This is a genomic window from Olsenella uli (genome assembly GCF_016899935.1).
GTDB classification, from domain to species: Bacteria; Actinomycetota; Coriobacteriia; order Coriobacteriales; family Atopobiaceae; genus Thermophilibacter; species Thermophilibacter uli_B.
The window spans coordinates 185,273-203,362 of record NZ_JACJJK010000003.1 but is presented as its reverse complement, the minus strand read 5'-3'; the positions used below and the strand labels follow the sequence as shown (position 1 = coordinate 203,362).

Genomic DNA, 18,090 nt, shown 5'->3' with positions numbered 1-18,090 from the left:
CGCCGCCACTTGAACCCCTCTCGCCCGCGAGGCCGGATGCCTCATGCGTATGACGGGCGGTGCGGCTTACCTCTAGGACGAGCCATGCTCGCACGGACGCGCGCGCCCGGGCTTACGTGGATCCCTTTGCCCTCGTCTGGCATGGACTGGGGCGGCGGGTGCCGCCGGCAACCACAGACCTGGGTTGAGACGCTTTCAGTATACCTGCGAACCCTGCGTTTTTCTCGGCAGACGGGCAAACGCCGGGCGACGGGCGCAAAAGGGGCGGCCGCGCTACCACACGCGGGCGAGCACGCAGGCGGTGACGGACGCCGCGCCGCGCTCCGTGAGGGCGCGCGTCCCCTCGGCGAGCGAGGCGCCCGTGGTGGCGACGTCGTCCACGAGCAGGAGATGCATGCCGAGAAGGTCGTCGAGGGAGCGCATGGTGCCGGAGAGGTTGGCCGCGCGCTCCTCGCGCCCGAGCGCGCGCTGGTCGCGGGCCGTCGGGCGCACGAGGACGTCGGCGAACGGGACGGAGAGCTCGCGGGCCAGGGCGCGGGCCACGAGCTCCATGTGGTCGAAGCCGCGACGCGCGTAGGCGGCCGCCGTCGCGGGGACAAAGCAGACGGCGTCCGTGCGCTCGGGCGAGAAGCGCGGCTCGCCGTCGCGCGCGGGCCAGGCGGAGGCCTCCTCGAGCGCGCAGGCCATGGCGGCCGCGAGCACCGGCGCGAGGCGCAGCTCGTGGGCGTCCTTGAGCGCGGTGACCAGGCGCGCGGGGGTGCCGCGGAAGCCGAGGGCGGCCACGGTGGCGCGCGGGACCCAGGCGCCGTCGCACTCCGTGCAGGTGAAAAAGCCGTACGGGGCGCCACAGCTGGGGCAGGCCAGGCGCTGCTCCACCCACGGCAGCGCCGCGCGGCAGGCGTCGCAGAGGAGCTCACCGGGCTGGTCGCAGCCGACGCAGCGCGTGGGCCAGAGGGTCTCGGCCAGCGACTCGGCCGCCCGGCGCGCGATTGTGCCGATGCCCGTGCCCATGCGCGCCCCTCACACTCGCGTTCCTGCGGAGTGGGCACCGTTGTAGCACGCTGGACCGAGAAGCGCCTTCTAGAAAGGCGCGGGGTTGTTCCAGCGGCGTCCGCGTTTTGGCGACGTTGTCCCGGGGCGTTCCGAGAATCGGGAGCCTTGTCCCGGCACGGTCCAGGAATCGTCGACGTTGTCCCAGTGCATTCCGGTAATTGGCGCCCTTGACCCGGAGTCTTCCGACAATTGGCGTCCTTGTCGCAAGGAACCGGCGCAGACCGCGACAAGAGCGCCGATTCTTAGAAGGCCGTGCGACAAGGCCAGGATTTCTTAGACGTTGCCGGGACAAGGGCAGCAAATCCTAGAAGCCGGCGCAACAAGACCGGCGATTCCCGGAAGGTGCTGGGACAACGTCGCCGATTCGCGGAGCGCGCTGGGACGAGGCCGCCAATTCGCGGAGCGGACGTGCGGGCGGGATTTGGCGCACAATGGGGGCGCGCAGGACGGACGAAGGGAGCCCCGTGGACGAGACCGGACCGCTGGCCGGGCGCGTCGCGCTCGTGGACGCGAGCCACGGCGCGGCGACGAAGGCGCTGCTCGCGGACGCCGCCGAGGCGCTGCCCGTCTACGCGCGGCTCGCGGGCACGGAGCCGCCCGAGCTCGTGCGCGCGGACGCGGGGGCGGATGTCGCCCGCTGCGACACGGTCCTTCTCGCCCTCGCGCTGGGCCCCGCCGCGCCGCGCGTGGAGGAGCTGCCCCTGAGCTACGCCCCCGCCGGCGCGCGCGCCTACGCGCTGCTGGCCGTCAGCGGCGACCCGCAGGTCGCGGCGCCCGCCCTCGCGGCGCTCGAGGAGCGCTGCGAGGAGCGCGACCTCGCCTGGCGGGGCGGCCTTGCCGTGGGCGACGCGAGACTCCTGCCGCAGATGGCCCGCCACCCGCGCATGGGCTGGGCGCGCCGGCGCGTCTCGGAGGCGCTCGACCGGCTCCTCATCGCCCTTCTCGCCGGACAACACGCGGGCGAGAACAACGTCCGCCCGTCGCGCTACGCCCGCATCACCTGCCGCTAGAGCCCGAAGAAGGCGCAGGCGTTCTTCCAGAGCGCGTCGTAGGTGGACTGGCGACCGCTGCGGCCGGCTGCCTCGCGCACCTCGGCGATGCGGGCGGCCGTGTAGGCCACCATCGCCGGCTCGCACTCCTCGCCGCGCAGGGGCACCGGCGCCATGTAGGGGCTGTCGGTCTCCGTGAGCAGGTAGCGCTCGGGGCAGTAGGTGGCCGCCTCGCGAATGTCGTCGGAGCGGGTGAAGGTCACGGCGCCGCCAAAGGCCACGTGGCAGCCCAGGCGCGTGAAGTCCTCCATCACCTTGAGGTCCGAGGTGAAGCAGTGCAGGTCGCAGCCGGACCCGGGCACGCCCTCCTCGCGCAGGACCCGGGCGGCCAGGCGGTGCGCGTTGGCGCGCACGTCCACGGCGGCATCACGGATGTGCAGCTCCACGGGCAGGCCCAGCTCGTGCGCCACGCGCAGCTGCCGGCGGAACGCCGCCTCCTGCGCGTCCGGCGCCACCTTGTTGTAGGGACCGTAGTCCAGGCCGAACTCGCCCACGCCCACGGCGCGCGGGCTCGCGAGCAGCTCGCGCAGGCGCTCGATCGCGGCGTCATCCACCTCGGCGGAGCCGTAGGGGTGCACGCCGGCGACGATGCGCACGTTGTCGAGCAGCTCGGGCGCGTCGTAGCCCTCGAAGGCCGGCGGCTCGAGGCCCATCTCGCGCGCCTCGACGAGGCACACGCGCGCGAGGTCGATCTGCCCCTCGAGCCAGGACGTGAACGAGCCCACGCTCTCCCACTTGCGCGGGATGTCGCTCACGGGGTCCACCGGCACGACGAGCAGGCGCACGCCGGCGAGCGCGGCGCGGACGAGCGCCATTGCGGGGTCGTGGGCGCGGAAGCTCGTGAGGTGGCCGTGGGTGTCCGCGAGCGGCGCGGGCGGGCGGGGCCAGTCGCAGACCGCCCCCTTGCGGTCGTGGAAGAGCTCGCCGTCGGCGAGCATGAGGTCATCGAGGGCGATCTGTTCTTCGGACATGGCTGCTCCTTACTGGGTCTTGGCCCGCGCGAGCGCGTCGGCAAGGCGCACGAAGTCGCCCGGCGCGAGGGTCTCGGCACGGCAGGTCGGCTGGATGCCCGCCTCGGCGAAGGCGGCGTCCAGGACGTCGCGCGAGAAGCCGGAGGCGGACATGGAGTTCCGGATGGTCTTGCGACGCTGCGCGAACGCGGCGTCGATCACGGCGGAGACCTCCGCCACGCGCGCGGCGCCCACGAGCGGCGCGCGGTCGATCCGCACGACGGCGGAGTCCACATGCGGGGGCGGCATGAAGTTGCCCGGCCCCACCTCAAAGCGCCCGGTCACGCGGGCGAGAAGCGCGAGCTTGGCCGTGTAGGCGCCGTAGATGCGGCTGCCCGGCGCGGCGCAGATGCGGTCGGCCACCTCGGCCTGCACCATCACCACCAGGCGGCGCAGGCTCGGCATCTCCTGCAGGTAGCGCAGGATGACCGTGGCGGCCACGTTGTAGGGCAGGTTGGCGACAAGGACGTCGGGGTCTCCGCCCGCCGTCTCCGCTATCTGGCCCGGCGTCACGCGCAGCGCATCTCCCATGAGGTACGAGAAGTTCGGGTGCGCGGCGGCATGCGCGGAGAGCACGGGCGCAAGCTCGCGGTCCATCTCGACGGAGACCACGCGCCCGGCCTCGGCGAGCAGCGCCAGCGTGAGCGTGCCGATGCCGGGGCCCACCTCGAGCACGCGGTCCTTCTCGCCAAGCTCGGCCAGGTCCATGATCTTCTCGATCACGTGATTGTTGACCAGGAAGTTCTGGCCCAGGCTGTGCTTGGTCGCAAGGCCGTACGCCTCGAGCAGGGCGCGCGTGGCGCCGGGACTTGCGAGAGGTGAGCCGCCCACGCCGGCCTACTTCTTCTTGGCGTCCAGGCGCGGGAAGAGCGCGTCGCCCTTGGTCACGGGCACCCCGCCGGCCAGGCCGCCCCACGCGCAGGCCGCGCGCAGGTCGTCGGTTGCCACCTCGCCCTCGAGCGACATGCGGCGCAGGACCTCGGCCGAGGTCTCGGGCATGAACGGCGCGAGCAGGTGCGCGCAGATGCGGATGGACTCGAGCAGGGCGCGGATGATGTCCGCGAGCTCGCCGGCGCGCTCCGGGTCCTTGGCCACGGCCCAGGGCGCGGAGTCCTCGATGAAGTGGTTGGCCGCGTGGACGAGCTCCATCACCTGGTCCTTGGCGCCCACGTAGTCAAAGACCTCCATGCGGGAGGCATAAGCGTCGTAGATGCCCTCGGCCACGCCGCGCAGCACACCGTCCTTCTCGGCCCAGCCTTCGGGCGTCTCCGGCGTCCTGCCGTCGAAGTACTTGGCGCTCATGTTGAGCGCGCGGGAGACCAGGTTGCCCCAGCTGTTGGCGAGGTCGGCGTTGTAGACCTGCTCCATGCGCTCGAAGCTGATGGCGGAGTCCTCGCCGTGGATGACGTCGGTCATGAAGTAGTAGCGGTAGCCCTCCACGCCCAAGAGGTCGATCACGTCGCGCGGGGCGATCGCGTTGCCGCGGGACTTGGACATCTTCTCGGCCTTGCCCGTCTCGGCGTTGCGCACCGTGAGGAAGCCGTGGACGAAGACGTGCTCGGGCAGGGCCTCGTCGATGGCCATGAGCATGGCGGGCCAGAGGATGCAGTGGAAGCGGATGATGTCCTTGCCGATGAGGTGGCACTGGGCGGGCCAGCGGCGCGCGAGCTCGGCGCGGGAGGCCGGGTCGTCCAGGCTGTAGCCCACGGCGGTCATGTAGTTGAGGAGGGCGTCAAACCACACGTAGGTGACGTGCTTGTCGTCAAAGGGCACCTTGATGCCCCAGTCGAAGGTCGTGCGGGAGACCGAGGTGTCCGTGAGGCCGCCCTCCACGAAGCTGCGGACCTCGTTCATGCGGAAGTCGGGCTGGACGAAGTCGGGGTGCTCGTCGTAGAGCTTGAGCAGACGGTCCTGGAACGCGGAGAGCTTGAAGAAGTAGGACTCCTCCTGGACGCGCTCCAGCGGGCGGCCGCAGTCCGGGCAGAGGTGCTGGCCCTTCGTGCCGCGCTCCTCGTCCGCCTTCTCGACCTGGGTCTCCGTGAAGTAGGTCTCCTCGGGCACGCAGTACCAGCCGTCGTAGGAGCCCTTGTAGAGGTAGCCGCTCTCCAGCATGCGGTCCCACAGGTACTGGACCGCGTGGTGCTGGCGCGGCTCGGTGGTGCGGATGAAGTCGTCGTTGGAGACCTCAAGCTCGTGCCAGAGGTCCTGGAAGAGCGGGGCCTGGGAGTCGCACCACTCCTGCGGGGTCATGCCGTGCTCGGCCGCGGCCTCGGCGACCTTCTCGCCGTGCTCGTCCATGCCGGTCAGGAACTTGACGTCGTAGCCGGCCGCGCGGCGGAAGCGCGCCTGGACGTCGGCGAGCAGGGTGCAGTAGGCGGTGCCCAGGTGCGGGGCGGCGTTGACGTAGTAGATGGGGGTGGTGACGAAGTAGGACGGCTTCTCTGCCATGTGCGACTCCTCATGACGGATCTTGGCATGCGGGGTCGATTGTACACTTTCCCGGACGGGGCCGCTCAGCCATACAGCCCCGAACAACGCGCACGGTTTGTTTTGATTGCCTATATTCGCAGGATGAAATAACGCACATTGCAAACCATGCGCGTTATTCACGGGGCGAGCGAGAAGGACGGCGCAGCCCTAACCCGCTGCCGTCACCACGGCGTCGTAGACCTCCGCGCGGGGCAGGCCGAACGCGCGCGCGAGCCGCTTGGCCAGGGCGCTCTTGGGCTCGCCGGCGGCCAGTCCCGCGGCGATCTCCTCCTCGAGCGTGCGCTCGGGGCCGGCGGCCTCCGCGCGGCGCGCCGCGAGCTCCTCGGCACCCGGCGCCGCGATCACGACCACGCACTCGCCGCGCACCTCCTCGCGCGCCGCGACGCTCGCCGCGAGCTCGGGGGCCATGCCCCGCACGACCTCCTCGTGGAGCTTCGTGAGCTCGCGCGCGAGCGCGACGCGCCGTGCCGGGAACACCTCCGCCACGTTGGCGAGCGTCTCGGCCACGCGCCGGGGGCTCTCGTAGACCACGAGCGTGCCGGGGATGGCCGCGAGCTCCGCGAGGCGCGCGAGCTGGGCGCCGCGCCGGCGCGGCAGGAACCCCTCGAAGAAGAAGTGCTCGCTCGCCAGGCCCGACGCCACGAGCGCGCAGGTCACGGCGCTCGGCCCCGGCACCACCTCGACGCGCATCCCGGCGTCGAGCGCGGCGTCCACGAGCCGCTGGCCTGGGTCGGAGACGCCCGGCATGCCCGCGTCGGAAACGAAGGCCACGCGACCTCCCGCCGCGAGCCGTGCGAGCACGCCCTCGACCTTCTCGGCCATGACGTTCTCGTCGCAGCGCTCCAGGCGCACATGCAGGCCGAAGGCGCTCATGAGCCGGCCCGTCACGCGGGTGTCCTCGCAGAGGACCACGTCGGCCTCGCCAAGCACCCGCCGCACGCGCGGCGAGGCGTCCTCGAGGTTGCCGATGGGGGTGCCGACGACGCTCAGCAGCCCCGCGCGCGGCTCCGGCATCAGACGATCATCCCGCGCTCGAAGGTCGCGAGCGCGACGCGCGCGTCCCAGGCGGCGAGCATGCCCGAGGTCTTCCAGGTGTTGAAGAACCACGCGGGGCACTTCTCGTAGATGCGCAGCTGCTCGGAGGTGTAGACGCGCTCGAGGGCGATGCGGCCCTCGGGCGTCATCTGGGAGTCGGCCACGGGCAGCGACGACGACCACTTGCCCACCATGACCGGCAGGTCCGCGCGCCGCGCCGCGCCCAGGCGCCGCTCGAGCGAGCTCACGAGGCGCCGCACGCCCGCCGGTCCGGAGACGTCCACGCGCGCGGTCGGGCGGTCAAGCTGGCAGTCGAGCCAGACGTTGCGGTAGTGGCGCTGCGCCATGAAGCGGCCCCAGCCGCCCGTGACGCCGCCGTCCGGCATGATGACCACCACGTCCTCGCCGGCGGCGCTGCGCACCAGCTCGTACGCCTCGCGGTAGTAGTTGCGCAGACGGTGCACGGGCACGCCGTCGGTGAGCGCGAGGCCCCGGCGCACCTGGACGACCGGCGCGTCGGCGAGCTCGATGCCGTAGAACCCGGCGCGGTGCGCGTAGCGCTTGGCCAGCGCAAAGACGACGTCGAGAATCTTCTCGCGCGAGACGTGGCAGTCCGCGTTGTCCGGGGAGACGCCGTTATCCGTGTGGGGCGCGCCGGGGCTCATCGCCAGCGCGAAGATCACGTTCAGGCCGATCTCCTCCGCCCACTCGAGCGCCGCGTCGACGAGCTCGATGCACCCCAGGTAGGGGCCGGGCTCGGGGCCGTCGTCGCCGTAGACGTACCACGGGACGGGCAGGCGCACGGCGTTGAAGCCGCGCGCGGCGATGCGCGCGAAGTCGTCGCGCCCGACGAAGGTGGCGCGGTGGTTGCGCACGTAGTCGCGGTAGCGGCGCGGCCCGAGGGTCGTGGCGAGCGCCTCCTCGTCCAGCGCGCCGGCCTCCGCGAAGAGCTCCGGCGTCACCCACGACTCGAGCGTCAGCCAGCCCGTCAGGTTGACCCCGTGCAGGGCGTTGCTTGCCATGGCGCACCTCCGCCTCTCTCGACCTAACGCAAGTATAGCCACGGGGGGCGACGTTATTCTCGGCGTTGCGCGTTTTGTCCGGGCGGCGGGGGCGAGGCGGGCGCTAGTCCGCGAGGTACGTCGCGCAGTTGAGCGGGGTCTCGTAGACGTCCACCCGCGCGCAGGGCAGGCCGCGTACGCGCAGCTCGCCGCAGATGTGGCGCGCGAGGTTCTCCGCCGTGGTGCGGAAGGGCAGCACGGTGAGCGAGAAGCCCTCGCCCTCGAGCGCCGCCACCGTGGCCGGTGCGAGCGTGCCCTCCTCCACGAGGAGCGTGTGGTCCAGCCCGTCGCAGACCTCGCGGACCGCGCACTTGAAGGCGCCGAAGTCCATCACCATGTCGCGCTCCGTGCCGGCCGCGCCCAGCGCGTCCGTGCGCAGGTAGCACACCACGCGCCAGCGGTGGCCGTGAAGGTTCTCGCACTTGCCGTGGTAGTCGGCCAGGAAGTGCGCGGAGTCGAAGTGCCACTCGGTCTTGAGTCCGTACATGGGAGTCCCTTCCTGGACATTGAACGGGGGCGTAACTCGGGATTTCCAGAAATCCCGAGTTACGTGACGCGAAAACCGTGATCTTGGTCGCGCAGGTCGGGATTCCTGGTCAAACGGACAGAAATCCCGGGTTGCGCACTGTTGAGATACCGTTTTTCCGCGCGCAAGTCGGGATTAATGGCAGGGCGGGCGAGAAGGACCTCCCGCCGCTACTCGCCGGCGGGCGCGCCGCCCTCGCCGCTGCCGCCGCGCCCGCGACCGCCGCGACGACGCCTGCGACGCGGCTTGCCCGCGCCCTCCGCGCCCGTCTGCTGCGGCGCGTCGCCGCCCTGCTGCGCCGGGCGCTTCTTGCGCGACGGCTGCATCCCGCGCGGCTGGGCGCCTGCGGCGGCCTGGCCGCCCTTGTCGCCCGGACGGCGCGTGCGCCTGGCGGCCTGCTGGCCCTGCGGCGCCTCCCCGCCCTCGGCGGCCTGGTGGTGACGGCGGCGACGCGGCGCGCCCTGGGCCTGCGGCTCCGTCGCGGGCTGGGCCGGGGCCCCGCCGTCCCCGGGGCGGCGCTTGCGACGCCGGCGTGCGGGCGCCTCCTCGCCGGAGGGCGCCGAGTGGCCGGCGGGCCGGGCGTTCTTCTCGCCCGACGGCGCGCCGGCAGACGCGCGGCGGCGCTTGCGCTTGGGCTCCACGAAGAGGTCCGAGGCGTCCACCTCGGGCTCGGCGACGACGCCGTTCTTGCGGTCGAGCTCGGCGAGGGCCATCTGCACGTCCGGGGACTCGAGCTTGTCCAGCACCTCGCGCGTCACGGTGTCCGGGCGGCACGGGCAGCCCAGCTCCTCGCTCTTCTTGTGCGCGGCCTCGGAAGCCGTCATGTCGGCGAGCGCCACGCGGATCTGCTTGCCGCTCTCCAGGCGCAGGCAGAGCTGCTCCTTGGGCGTGTCGTACTCGATGATCTTGGCCTTGCCGAGCGGGGTCTCTATCACGGCGTTCTTCTTGGGCGCGCGGCCCTTGAAGTCGCGGTAGGCCTCGAACTCGTAGCGCAGGCAGCACATGAGCCGTCCGCACGCGCCGGAGATCTTGGTGGAGTTGAGGGGGAGGTCCTGCTCCTTGGCCATGCGGATGGACACCGGGTCAAAGCCGGTGGCGAAGCGGCGGCAGCAGAGCTCCTGGCCGCAGTGGCCGTAGCCGCCCACGATGGCGGCCTCCTCGCGCACACCGATCTGGCGCATGTCGATCCGCACGTGGAACTCGCGGGAGAGGTCGCGCACGAGCTGGCGGAAGTCCACGCGCTCCTCGGCGGCGAAGTAGCAGACGGCTTTCTCGCCGTCGAAGAGGTACTCCACGCCCACGGGCTTCATGTCCAGGCCGGACGCCGCCACGTGGCGGCGGAACGCGGGCATGGACTCCTCGCCGCGCCGGGCGAGCTCGTCGGCGTGCGCCAGGTCCTCGTCGGTGGCGACGCGCACGACCTCGCGCAGCTGGGCGTGGCCGATCGTGGCCGAGAGCTCCTCGGGCGTGACCTCGCGCGCGTCCGCGGTGGCGAGGCCGATCTCACGGCCGCGCTCGGTGGCGCAGATGACGTGGTCGCCCTCCTGGGCGTCGGTTCCGGCCGGGTCGAACCAGAGGTCGCGCGCGGCGTAGGCGAACTTCACCGGGATGACGGTGGGCATGCAAGGGCCTCCTTGACGGAAAGGAGCATGACCTCGAGGGTCAGCTGGGGTGAGACGTTATGGGCGAGGTCGTCGGCGGCGCGGGCCACGGCGTCGAGCGCGCGCACGGCCGAGGTGGTGGTGGCGCGCGCGGCGAGCCGGTCGACCACGGCGGCGGCGTCCTCGTTGACGATGGCCTCGCCCGCCCCCTCCAGGCGCAGGAGCACGTCGCGCAGAAGGGACTCGGCCGCGGCCAGCGCCTCCATCATACCCGAACGCTCCCGGGCCGTGAGCTCGCGCTTGTTGGCGTCCGCCACCTGCTTGAGGGCGCCGGCGGTGAGGAAGTCCTGGCTCTCGCGCAGGGCGTCCTCCTGGGCCTGCTTGACATCGGCGAGCGGCACGGCCACGGCCGCGACAATCTGGCGGGCGGCGGTCAACACGTCCCAGGAGTCGTCGCGCTCGAGGGCGTCCAGGGTGTCCACGACGAGGCGGCGGACCTCGCGGCGGCTCGTCGAGGCCAGGTAGTCGACCGCGCGGCCGGGAGAGCCGGCCACAGCGAGGGCCACGCGCGCCTCCTCGGGCGTAGTGGCGCAGGAGCGCATGATCGCGCGGACGCCCGACGCGGCGGAGGCGGCGCGGAACGGGACCTGCTGGCAGCGCGAGACGATCGTGGGGAGCATGGCGTCCGCCACGCGGGCGCAGAGGACGAACAGCGTGTTGGCGGGCGGCTCCTCGAGCGTCTTGAGCAGCGCGTTGGCCGCGCCGCCGCGCAGCAGCTCGGCCCGCTCGAGCACGTAGACCTTGGACGCGGCGCGGATGGGCGCGAGGCCCGCGTCCTCGATGAGCTCGCGGATCTGGGAGACGAGGTAGCCGGCGGCGCTGCCGGGCGCGAGCCAGCGAACGTCGGGATGGGTGCGGTGCGCCACGCGGCGGCACTCGTCGCAGGTGCCGTCTCCGCCGTGCGGGCAGACGACGCACTTGGCCAGCGCCTCGGCCGCCTCGTGCTTGCCCGAGCCCGGCGGGCCCAGGAAGAGGTAGGCGTGGGAGAGCCTCCCCTCGGCGAGCGCCGTGGCGAGGAAGTCCCGGACGCGCGGCTGGTCGGAGAGGGCCCCGAGCGCGGCGGGGACGGGCGCGCTCACAGCAGGTCCCCGATCGAGGCGAGCACGCGCGCGGCGACCTCGTCCTTCTCGCCCGAGGCGTCCACCACGCGCACGCGGTCGGGCTCCTCCGCCGCGAGGCGCAGGTACGCGGCGCGCACGCGCTCCTGGAAGGCGAGGCCCTCGGCCTCCATGCGGTCCGCGCCGCCGGCCGTTGCGCGCGCGTGGCCGAGCGCGGCGTCGAGGTCGAGCACGACGGTGCGGTCCGGCACCGCGCCGCAGCTGCCGAGCTCGTTGGCGCGGCGCACGAGCGCCTCCGGCAGGGCTCTGCCGCCAGCCTGGTAGGCGTAGGTGGAGTCGTAGTAGCGGTCGCACAGGACCACGGCGCCGCGCGCGAGGGCGGGCTCTATGATCTGGCGGGTGAGCTGGGCGCGGCTGGCCTCGTAGAGCAAAAGCTCGCACTCCGGGACCATCTCGGCGTTGACAGGGTCCAGAAGCAGCGCGCGGACCTTCTCGGAGATGGGGGTGCCGCCGGGCTCGCGCAGGCGCACGACCTCGCGTCCGCGCGCGGCGAGCGCGTCGGCGAGCAGCGCCGCCTGCGTGGACTTGCCGCAGCCGTCCGCCCCCTCGAGCGTGATGAAGACCCCGCGCACCGCGCCTCCCTTCGGATCCGTAACCCCTCAATGGTAGCGCGTCCCGCCTCCCCGTGCGTCGCCTAAAAGGGGTCTGACCCCTTTTAGGCGAGTTTGCGGACGCGGCGGTCGTAGGTGAGGAGGCCGTTGGTCTCCTCCTCCACGTCGCTGAGCTGGGTGTAGACGAAGCCGGCCAGGCCCTCGGCCTCAAGGGCGTCCGCCCGGGCGAGAAGGGCGCGCACCTCGCGGGCAAACTCCGCGCCGCCGGCCGCCTCCTCGTAGCCGTACGACGTGGCCAGGCTCACGTGTCCCGCGACCGCCCAGCTCACGCCGCCGAACTCGGAGATGACGAACGCGCGGGCCGGCCGCGCGTGGTCGGGCCAGACCTCGAGCGGGCGGAAGTAGTTGTGCACGCTGTGGAGGTCGCCGCAGCCCTGGTCGTACCATCCGCTCGCGGCGTCGACCGGGCGCGTGGGGTCGAGCGCGCGCACGGCCTCGCACGCGGCGCGTGCGTCGAACTGCCCCCAGCCCTCGTTGAAGAGCGTCCACCCGATCACGCAGGGGTGTCCCGCGAGCAGGCGCACCGTTCCCGCGCAGGTCGCGCGCCACTCGTCGCGGTAGGCCGCGTCGTCCGCCGCCAGGCGGCGCCACGCGCGCGGCCCCTCGTCGCGCACGCGCGTCCAGCTCGCCCGGAGGAGCGTGGGCAGGTAGCTCGTGTGCCACGCGCCGTACGCGCCGCCGCCGGAGGGCATGTCCTGCCAGACGAACATCCCCAGCCGGTCACAGAGCGCGTAGAGGCGCGGCTGCTCCACCTTGAGGTGGAGGCGCAGCAGGTTGAAGCCCAGCTCGCGCGCCGCGCGCACGTCGTGCTCGAGCGCCTCCTCGGCGGGCGGCGTCATGAGGCCGTCCGGCCAGTACCCCTGCTCGAGCACGCCGCGCAGGAAGACCGGTCGCCCGTTCAGGCACACGCGGGGCACGCCGCGCTCGTCCGGGTGCACCTCCACCGTGCGAAACGCGCAGTAGCTCCGCACGCGGTCGCCCCCAAAGGAGACCTCCAGGCCGTAGAGGTGCGGATCCTCCGGACTCCAGAGGCGCGGCTCGTCCACGGGAAGCAACAGCTCCACGTCCTTCTCGCCCCGCACGAAGGCGCTCGCACGGGACACCTCCGCGCCGCCGTCCACGAGGCGCGCCACGAGCTCGCCGGCCCCCTCCACACGGGCGAGAAGAACCGCGCGCCCCTCGCCCGGTCGGGAGTCCGCCCGCAGGTCGACCACGTGCGACGCCGGCACGACCTCGCACCAGACGTCGCGCCAGATGCCGGACTGCGCCGTGTACCAGATGCCGCCGCGCGCGAGGCGCTGCTTGCCGCGCAGCTGGGTCCCCGCGTCCGACGGGTCATGCACGCAGACGGTGAGCACGTTCTTCTCGCCCGGGCGCAGCGCGTCCGTGACGTCCGCCGAGAAGGGCAGGTAGGCGCCCGTGTGCTCCGCCACGGCGACGCCGTTCACGAGCACCGAGCACGCCCAGTCCACGGCGTCGAGGTGCAGGACCAGCCGCTCGCCGGGCGCGAGTGCGGGCACGGGGAGCTCCCGGCGATACCACAGCAGCTCGTCCGGCCCGAGCTGGCGACCCACCCCGGAAAGCGGTGCCTCGGGCGAGAAGGGCACGCGGATGGGCCGCCAGCCGTCCGCCGGCGGCTCCGCGCCGCGCCAGGCGCCCGCCGCGTCCGGCGCGGGAACGAATGCGCACTCCCAGGGGCCGTTCAGCGACGTCCAGCGCTCGCGCGCGAGCTGCGGGCGCGGGTGGGAGACGGGCGCGCCGTCCTTCTCGCCCGCCATGACCTGCTCGCCCCACGGCGTCCAGAGCTCCGTGAGCTCCACGTCCGCCGGCGGCTTGGGCTTGCTCGCGAGCACGCGTCTCAGGTCCAGCATGTCGCTCCCTCCCGCTCCGGGCAGCACGGCGAGCCCGTCCTTCTCGCCCTCCCGTCACACCCCCATCTTATCTGGGCAAACTTCTTGAATCAAATCGACCCAGATAAGACCCGTGTCGAGAAGAACCCCAGCTCGCAGAGACCCACATAAGCTCTCTGAAACGGGATGATTCAACTTGTTTGCCCAGATAAGCCCGAGGGAGGGACGGGGTAACCCGAGGGGGGACGAAGGCGGGACGGGGGGCGAGAAAAACAGGGCCGGGACGAGCGTCCCGGCCCCAGCTGGCGTCACTTCTTCCGCGTCCCGCGACGCCCGCCGCGACGCGGAGCGGCGGCCTTCTTCTCGCGGCCGGGGCACTCCATGTTGGGACAGAGCTTCCAGGGGCCGCGCGCCGTGGTCACCACCACAAGCGGGGCGCCGCAGTCCGGGCAGGTCTCCCCCGTGGCCTCGAGCTTGCCGCGCGCGGGCAGCGGGTAGCTCGTGCCGCAGTCGTCGTAGTTGGTGCAGCGGATGAAACGCTTGCCGCTCTTCTCGGACTTGTGCGCGATCAGGCGCCCGGACCGCCCGGCCTCGGCGCACGCGGGGCACGCGCCCACGTCCACGTCCGGCTCGCGGTTGGTCGGGCACGCCGGGTTCACGCAGGTCTCGTACGCGCGGCTGCGGAACGGCTGCACCTTCACGCGGGGCGCGCCGCACTCCGGGCACACGGCCGCCTCGCCCTCGAGCGCGGAGATCTTGCCCTGGGGCAGCGGGTAGGTGACGTCGCAGTCCGGCCAGCCCATGCAGCCCACGAAGCTGCCGCGCGTCTTGGCGGAGCTCTTGACCACGAGGTCCTTGCCGCACTTGGGGCAGACGCCGATCTTGGCGTCCGCAGTGACGGCGTCGGCGATCTGCTCGGAGAGGTCGTCGGTGTGCTCCACGAGCGCGTCCATGAGGCCGGCGAGCAGCGCCCGCGAGTGGGTCACGACCTGCTCCTGCGTCTCGGCCCCCTCGGCCACGTGGGTCATGTCGGCCTCGAGCTCGGCCGTCATGTCCGGGCTCGTGATGCGCGGCGCGTAGGTGGTGAGCGCGTCGATGATCGCCATGCCGAGCTGGCTCGGCTCCACCGGGTCGTTCTTGAAGTACTTGCGCTCGTAGAGCGTGTCGATGATGCTCGCGCGCGTGGACTTGGTGCCGAGGCCGCGCTTCTCCATCTCCTGGATGAGCTTGCCCTGGCTGTAGCGCGCCGGCGGCTCCGTCTGCTTGGCGAGAAGCTCCATGTCGCCGACGGAGACCACGTCGCCCTCGGCGAGCGCGGGGAGCTGGTCGTCCTTCTTGAGGCCGTAGGGGTAGGCCACGCGGAAGCCCGGCGAGACGAGCACGCTGCCGGAGACCGTGAACGGCTCGCCGGCGACGTCGATCGTGACCTTGGTGCCCTCGATCGTGGCCGGGCCCATGAGCGTGGCCAGGAAGCGCCGCGCGATGAGGTTGTAGAGCTTCCACTCGGCGGGCTGCAGCTTGTCCGGCGAGGCCGGCGCCGTGGGGTAGATCGGCGGGTGGTCGGTGGTCTCCTGCTTGCCCCGGGTGGCCGTGAGCTTGTCCTGCTTCAGAAGCTCGTGGCAGACGGAGCCGTAGGCGCTCACCGTGGAGAGCATGCGGACGCACTCGCGCAGGTCGAGCGACTTGGGGTAGACCGTGTTGTCCACGCGCGGGTAGGAGATGAGGCCGTCCATGTAGAGGCTCTCGGCCAGGCGCATCGTGCGCGCGGGGGAAAGGCCCTCGGCGGCCGCGGCGGCCTGCAGGCTCGTGGTGTTGAACGGCGCGGGCGGGCGCTGCGTGCGGCTCTTGCGCTCCACGGCCGTGACGCGGCCCTGCGTGGCATCCGTGACGTGGGAAAACGCCGTCTCCGCCGCCGCCTGGTCCCAGAAGCGCGCGGTGGCGTGCGTCACGCGGAAGGGGCCCGCGGCGTCGCCGTCCTTCTCGGCCTGGCCCTGGATGACCCAGTAGTCCTCGGGCTTGAAGGCCAGGCGCTCGCGCTCGCGCTCCACGACGAGCGCCAGCGTCGGCGTCTGCACGCGGCCGGCCGAGCGCACATTGCCGAGGCCGCTCCAGCGCGCCGCCGTGAGGTAGCGCGTGAGGACGGCGCCCCAGATGAGGTCGATGTACTGACGAGACTCGCCGGCGTCGGCGAGGTCCTGGTCGAGCTCCACGAGGTTGGCGAAGGCGTGGTCGATCTCCGCGCGGGTGAACGCGGAGTAGCGGGCGCGCGAGACGGGCACCGCAGGCGCGACCTCGCGGATCTGGCGCAGGGCGTCCGAGCCGATGAGCTCGCCCTCGCGGTCGAAGTCCGTGCCGATGATCACCGAGTCGGCCTTCTTGGCGAGGTTCTTGAGGGCGCGGATGATCTCCTTCTCGGCGGGGAGCTTCTCGATGGGCGCCCACACCAGGTACGGCAGACTCGCGATCTTCCAGCCCTTGAGGTCGATGCCGTCCGCCAGGTAGGGCTTGCGCTTGGACTTGTAGGGCGGGCGTGCCAGGCCGTCGGGCACGTCCGCCGGGAGCAGCTCGCCGTCTGCGGTGAGGCCTTGCCAGCCGGCCTCGGAATCAAAGGTCAGCTGGACGGGGAAGTCCACCTTGAGGATGTGGCCGCGCAGGCCGATGGTCACGCAGTCCTCCCCGTCCCAGGCGAAGCGGTAGACCGGCGTGTTGTAGACCTTGTCGGCCTTGGGCTTGCCGGAGGTGGAGAGCAGGCGCGCGATCTGCTGCGCGGCGTCGTTCTTCTCGGTGACGATGAGCCTCACTGCGTCACCGCCCTAGAGCTTCTCGAGGTCGCGGTTGCTGTAGTCCTCGCGGGTCCACTTGAGCGCCTGCTTGCCGTCGCGCGCGACGATGATGAAGCGGGCCACGGCGAGCGCGGCCTCGTAGAGGAAGATCAGGACCGCGAACATGAGGATCATCGTGACCGGCGAGGCGTCGGGGGTCACGACGGCCGAGAGCACCATGAACGCCACGTAGACGATGCGCCACTGCGAGCGGAACGTCTTGTACGGCACGAGGTGCAGGATCGACAGGTAGAAGATCACGAGCGGCAGCTGGAAGGCCAGGCCGAAGCCGATCTCCAGCAGCATGTAGATGTCGAGGTAGTCGCTCGCCTCCGGCAGGAGGTTGCCGATCTCCAGGGACTGCTCGAGCAGCCAGCCGAAGGCGGCGGGCTGGATGATGAAGAAGCAGAAGACCATGCCCAGGAAGAACAGCAGCACCATCGCCGCCACGGTGGGCACGACCCAGCGGCGCTCCTTGGGCTTGAGGGCCGGCAGGAAGAAGGCCAGGATCTCCCAGATGATGATCGGGCAGCAGATGATGACCGAGAAGAACAGCGCGACCTTGAAGCGGATCGTGAAGCCGCCGAGCACGGTGGTGACGACGAGCTCCGCGCCGTTCATGGCGTCACGGATCTGGTCGATCATGAGCTCGATGAGGGTCGGCGTGGCGAAGTAGACCACGAGCGCGCAGACGACGACGGAGACCACGATGATCGTGACGCGGCGGCGCAGCTCGCCCAGATGGTCCATGATGGGCATACGTGCGGGACCGATCGGCATGGGTTAGGCCTCCTTCTCGTTCGCGGCGGCGTCCGCGCCGGCTCCGTCGGGGAGAGCCCCGTCCGCTCGGCGCTCCTCGCTGCGCTCGTCGCTCGCTTCGCGACTCGCGACGGGGCTCTCCCCGACGGAGCCGGCGCTGCGAGACTTCGAGGAGGGGCCCATCGCATACAGGTCGGCTGCTGAGGGCTTTTTGGGCTGGGGGTCGTCCGCGCCGTCGGACGCCGGCTTCGCCGGGGCGTCCTCGGCGACATCGGTATCGGAGCTGTCGGTGGCGGCGTTCTTCTCGGCCTCCGCCTCGGCGGCTGCGGCCTCGCGGGCGCGCTTCTCCTCGGCGAGGCGCTTCTTGCGCTCGGCGAAGGTCTCGGCGCGCTTGGCGCGCGGGGCCTCCTCGCCCTCCGGGACGTCGAGGTCGGCGTCCTCCTCGAGCTCGGCGGCGCGGTTGCGGTTGGGCTTCTTGGGCGTGTCGCTCAGCGCCTCGGCGGCGGGGTCCACGATGTTGGTCTGGACGACCTCAGTGAAGCCCTCCTGGGCGTTCTTGAACTGGCGCAGCGCGCGGCCGAGAGTGCGGCCCATGCCCGGGAGCTTGTCCGGGCCAAAGATCATGAATGCGAAGAGCACGATCAGGACGAGCTCTCCCTCACCAATGCCAAACACCGAAGGTATCCTCCCGATTCTCTAGACGCGGCGCAGGCCCTAGGCCTCGCGGATGTTGAGGTCGGCCTGGACGCCGAGCAGCCCCAGCACGCGCTCCACGTTGCGCTGGGGGCGCGCCACGGCGAGCGTGCCGCCGGCCTCGGCGACGCGGTGCGCCGCGCCCACGAGCACGCCGATGCCCGTCGAGTCGATGTAGGGCACCTCGGCGAGGTCGATGACGAGCTCGCCCGGGACGCCCTCGGCGATCTGGGCGTCGATGGCGGCGCGGAGCTCGTCGGCGCAGGAGACGTCGACCTCCCCCGCGACGCTCAGGCGACGGTTCTGCCCGTCGGCGGTCGCTGTGATCTCAAGGCTCATGGTCTCTCCTTTC

16 protein-coding genes are annotated in these 18,090 nt (G+C 71.9%); 1 reads left to right on the top strand and 15 read right to left on the bottom strand.

The genetic code is table 11. The annotated features are described in order from the left end of the window. Positions 1-273: 273 nt before the first annotated feature. On the bottom strand, positions 274-1,011 hold the full coding sequence (locus H6A07_RS04055; RefSeq protein WP_204813647.1) for a ComF family protein: 738 nt from the start codon (positions 1,009-1,011) through the stop codon (positions 274-276). 506 nt (positions 1,012-1,517) lie between these two features. On the opposite strand from H6A07_RS04055, the gene H6A07_RS04050 reads away from it, so the two are divergent. Next, positions 1,518-2,063, top strand: a complete 546-nt coding sequence (locus H6A07_RS04050) for a hypothetical protein (protein ID WP_204813646.1) — start codon at positions 1,518-1,520, stop codon at positions 2,061-2,063. Here the strand turns inward: H6A07_RS04050 and H6A07_RS04045 are convergent. The 14 genes from H6A07_RS04045 to H6A07_RS03980 form a co-directional block, all read right to left on the bottom strand. After that, positions 2,060-3,073 carry a TatD family hydrolase gene (locus tag H6A07_RS04045; protein ID WP_204813645.1) on the bottom strand — a complete coding sequence of 338 codons (1,014 nt, stop codon included), beginning with the start codon at positions 3,071-3,073 and terminating at the stop codon, positions 2,060-2,062. The two genes, H6A07_RS04050 and H6A07_RS04045, sit on opposite strands and share 4 nt — an antisense overlap. A gap of 9 nt (positions 3,074-3,082) precedes the next feature. Continuing rightward, positions 3,083-3,943: a 16S rRNA (adenine(1518)-N(6)/adenine(1519)-N(6))-dimethyltransferase RsmA gene (rsmA, locus tag H6A07_RS04040; RefSeq protein WP_204813644.1), complete on the bottom strand. Its 861-nt coding sequence runs from the start codon at positions 3,941-3,943 to the stop codon at positions 3,083-3,085. 6 nt (positions 3,944-3,949) lie between these two features. Further along, entirely contained in the window at positions 3,950-5,560 is a 1,611-nt protein-coding gene (gene metG / locus H6A07_RS04035; protein WP_204813643.1) for a methionine--tRNA ligase, read from the bottom strand. Between the two features lie 189 nt (positions 5,561-5,749). Next, positions 5,750-6,616, bottom strand: a complete 867-nt coding sequence (rsmI, locus tag H6A07_RS04030; RefSeq protein WP_204813642.1) for a 16S rRNA (cytidine(1402)-2'-O)-methyltransferase — start codon at positions 6,614-6,616, stop codon at positions 5,750-5,752. Then, positions 6,616-7,659, bottom strand: a complete 1,044-nt coding sequence (locus H6A07_RS04025; RefSeq protein ID WP_204813641.1) for a glycoside hydrolase family 5 protein — start codon at positions 7,657-7,659, stop codon at positions 6,616-6,618. Before H6A07_RS04025 ends, rsmI begins: the two co-directional genes overlap by 1 nt. A 103-nt stretch (positions 7,660-7,762) precedes the next feature. Continuing rightward, a complete protein-coding gene (locus H6A07_RS04020) occupies positions 7,763-8,185 on the bottom strand; it encodes a 6-pyruvoyl trahydropterin synthase family protein (protein WP_204813640.1) in 423 nt (140 codons plus the stop codon). A 209-nt stretch (positions 8,186-8,394) separates the two neighbouring features. After that, the gene (gene ricT / locus H6A07_RS04015) at positions 8,395-9,846 is read right to left on the bottom strand and encodes a PSP1 domain-containing protein (protein ID WP_204813639.1); all 1,452 of its coding nucleotides are present in this window, start codon (positions 9,844-9,846) and stop codon (positions 8,395-8,397) included. Further along, positions 9,825-10,964 (bottom strand): DNA polymerase III subunit delta', encoded by a 1,140-nt coding sequence (locus tag H6A07_RS04010; protein WP_204813638.1) that lies wholly within the window; start codon positions 10,962-10,964, stop codon positions 9,825-9,827. The genes ricT and H6A07_RS04010 overlap by 22 nt, the downstream gene beginning before the upstream one ends. Continuing rightward, a complete protein-coding gene (gene tmk, locus H6A07_RS04005) occupies positions 10,961-11,575 on the bottom strand; it encodes a dTMP kinase (protein WP_204813637.1) in 615 nt (204 codons plus the stop codon). The genes H6A07_RS04010 and tmk overlap by 4 nt, the downstream gene beginning before the upstream one ends. 83 nt (positions 11,576-11,658) lie before the next feature. After that, the gene (locus H6A07_RS04000; protein ID WP_204813636.1) at positions 11,659-13,485 is read right to left on the bottom strand and encodes a glycoside hydrolase family 2 protein; all 1,827 of its coding nucleotides are present in this window, start codon (positions 13,483-13,485) and stop codon (positions 11,659-11,661) included. A 287-nt stretch (positions 13,486-13,772) separates the two neighbouring features. Then, positions 13,773-16,265 (bottom strand): DNA topoisomerase I, encoded by a 2,493-nt coding sequence (locus H6A07_RS03995; protein ID WP_204813635.1) that lies wholly within the window; start codon positions 16,263-16,265, stop codon positions 13,773-13,775. Positions 16,266-16,277: 12 nt separating this feature from the next. Then, on the bottom strand, positions 16,278-17,066 hold the full coding sequence (gene tatC / locus H6A07_RS03990) for a twin-arginine translocase subunit TatC (RefSeq protein WP_204813634.1): 789 nt from the start codon (positions 17,064-17,066) through the stop codon (positions 16,278-16,280). Positions 17,067-17,069: 3 nt separating this feature from the next. Continuing rightward, positions 17,070-17,720, bottom strand: a complete 651-nt coding sequence (locus H6A07_RS10305) for a twin-arginine translocase TatA/TatE family subunit (protein WP_204813633.1) — start codon at positions 17,718-17,720, stop codon at positions 17,070-17,072. A 39-nt stretch (positions 17,721-17,759) separates the two neighbouring features. Further along, on the bottom strand, positions 17,760-18,077 hold the full coding sequence (locus H6A07_RS03980; protein WP_204813632.1) for an STAS domain-containing protein: 318 nt from the start codon (positions 18,075-18,077) through the stop codon (positions 17,760-17,762). Positions 18,078-18,090: the final 13 nt, after the last annotated feature.

Bases quoted from the DNA above. Each gene is read 5' to 3' on its own strand.
- H6A07_RS04055 (WP_204813647.1), bottom strand. From the start codon at position 1,011: ATGGGCACGGGCATCGGCACAATCGCGCGCCGGGCGGCCGAGTCGCTG.
- H6A07_RS04045 (WP_204813645.1), bottom strand. From the start codon at position 3,073: ATGTCCGAAGAACAGATCGCCCTCGATGACCTCATGCTCGCCGACGGC.
- metG (WP_204813643.1), bottom strand. From the start codon at position 5,560: ATGGCAGAGAAGCCGTCCTACTTCGTCACCACCCCCATCTACTACGTC.
- rsmI (WP_204813642.1), bottom strand. From the start codon at position 6,616: ATGCCGGAGCCGCGCGCGGGGCTGCTGAGCGTCGTCGGCACCCCCATC.
- H6A07_RS04025 (WP_204813641.1), bottom strand. From the start codon at position 7,659: ATGGCAAGCAACGCCCTGCACGGGGTCAACCTGACGGGCTGGCTGACG.
- H6A07_RS04020 (WP_204813640.1), bottom strand. From the start codon at position 8,185: ATGTACGGACTCAAGACCGAGTGGCACTTCGACTCCGCGCACTTCCTG.
- ricT (WP_204813639.1), bottom strand. From the start codon at position 9,846: ATGCCCACCGTCATCCCGGTGAAGTTCGCCTACGCCGCGCGCGACCTC.
- H6A07_RS04000 (WP_204813636.1), bottom strand. From the start codon at position 13,485: ATGCTGGACCTGAGACGCGTGCTCGCGAGCAAGCCCAAGCCGCCGGCG.
- tatC (WP_204813634.1), bottom strand. From the start codon at position 17,066: ATGCCGATCGGTCCCGCACGTATGCCCATCATGGACCATCTGGGCGAG.
- H6A07_RS03980 (WP_204813632.1), bottom strand. From the start codon at position 18,077: ATGAGCCTTGAGATCACAGCGACCGCCGACGGGCAGAACCGTCGCCTG.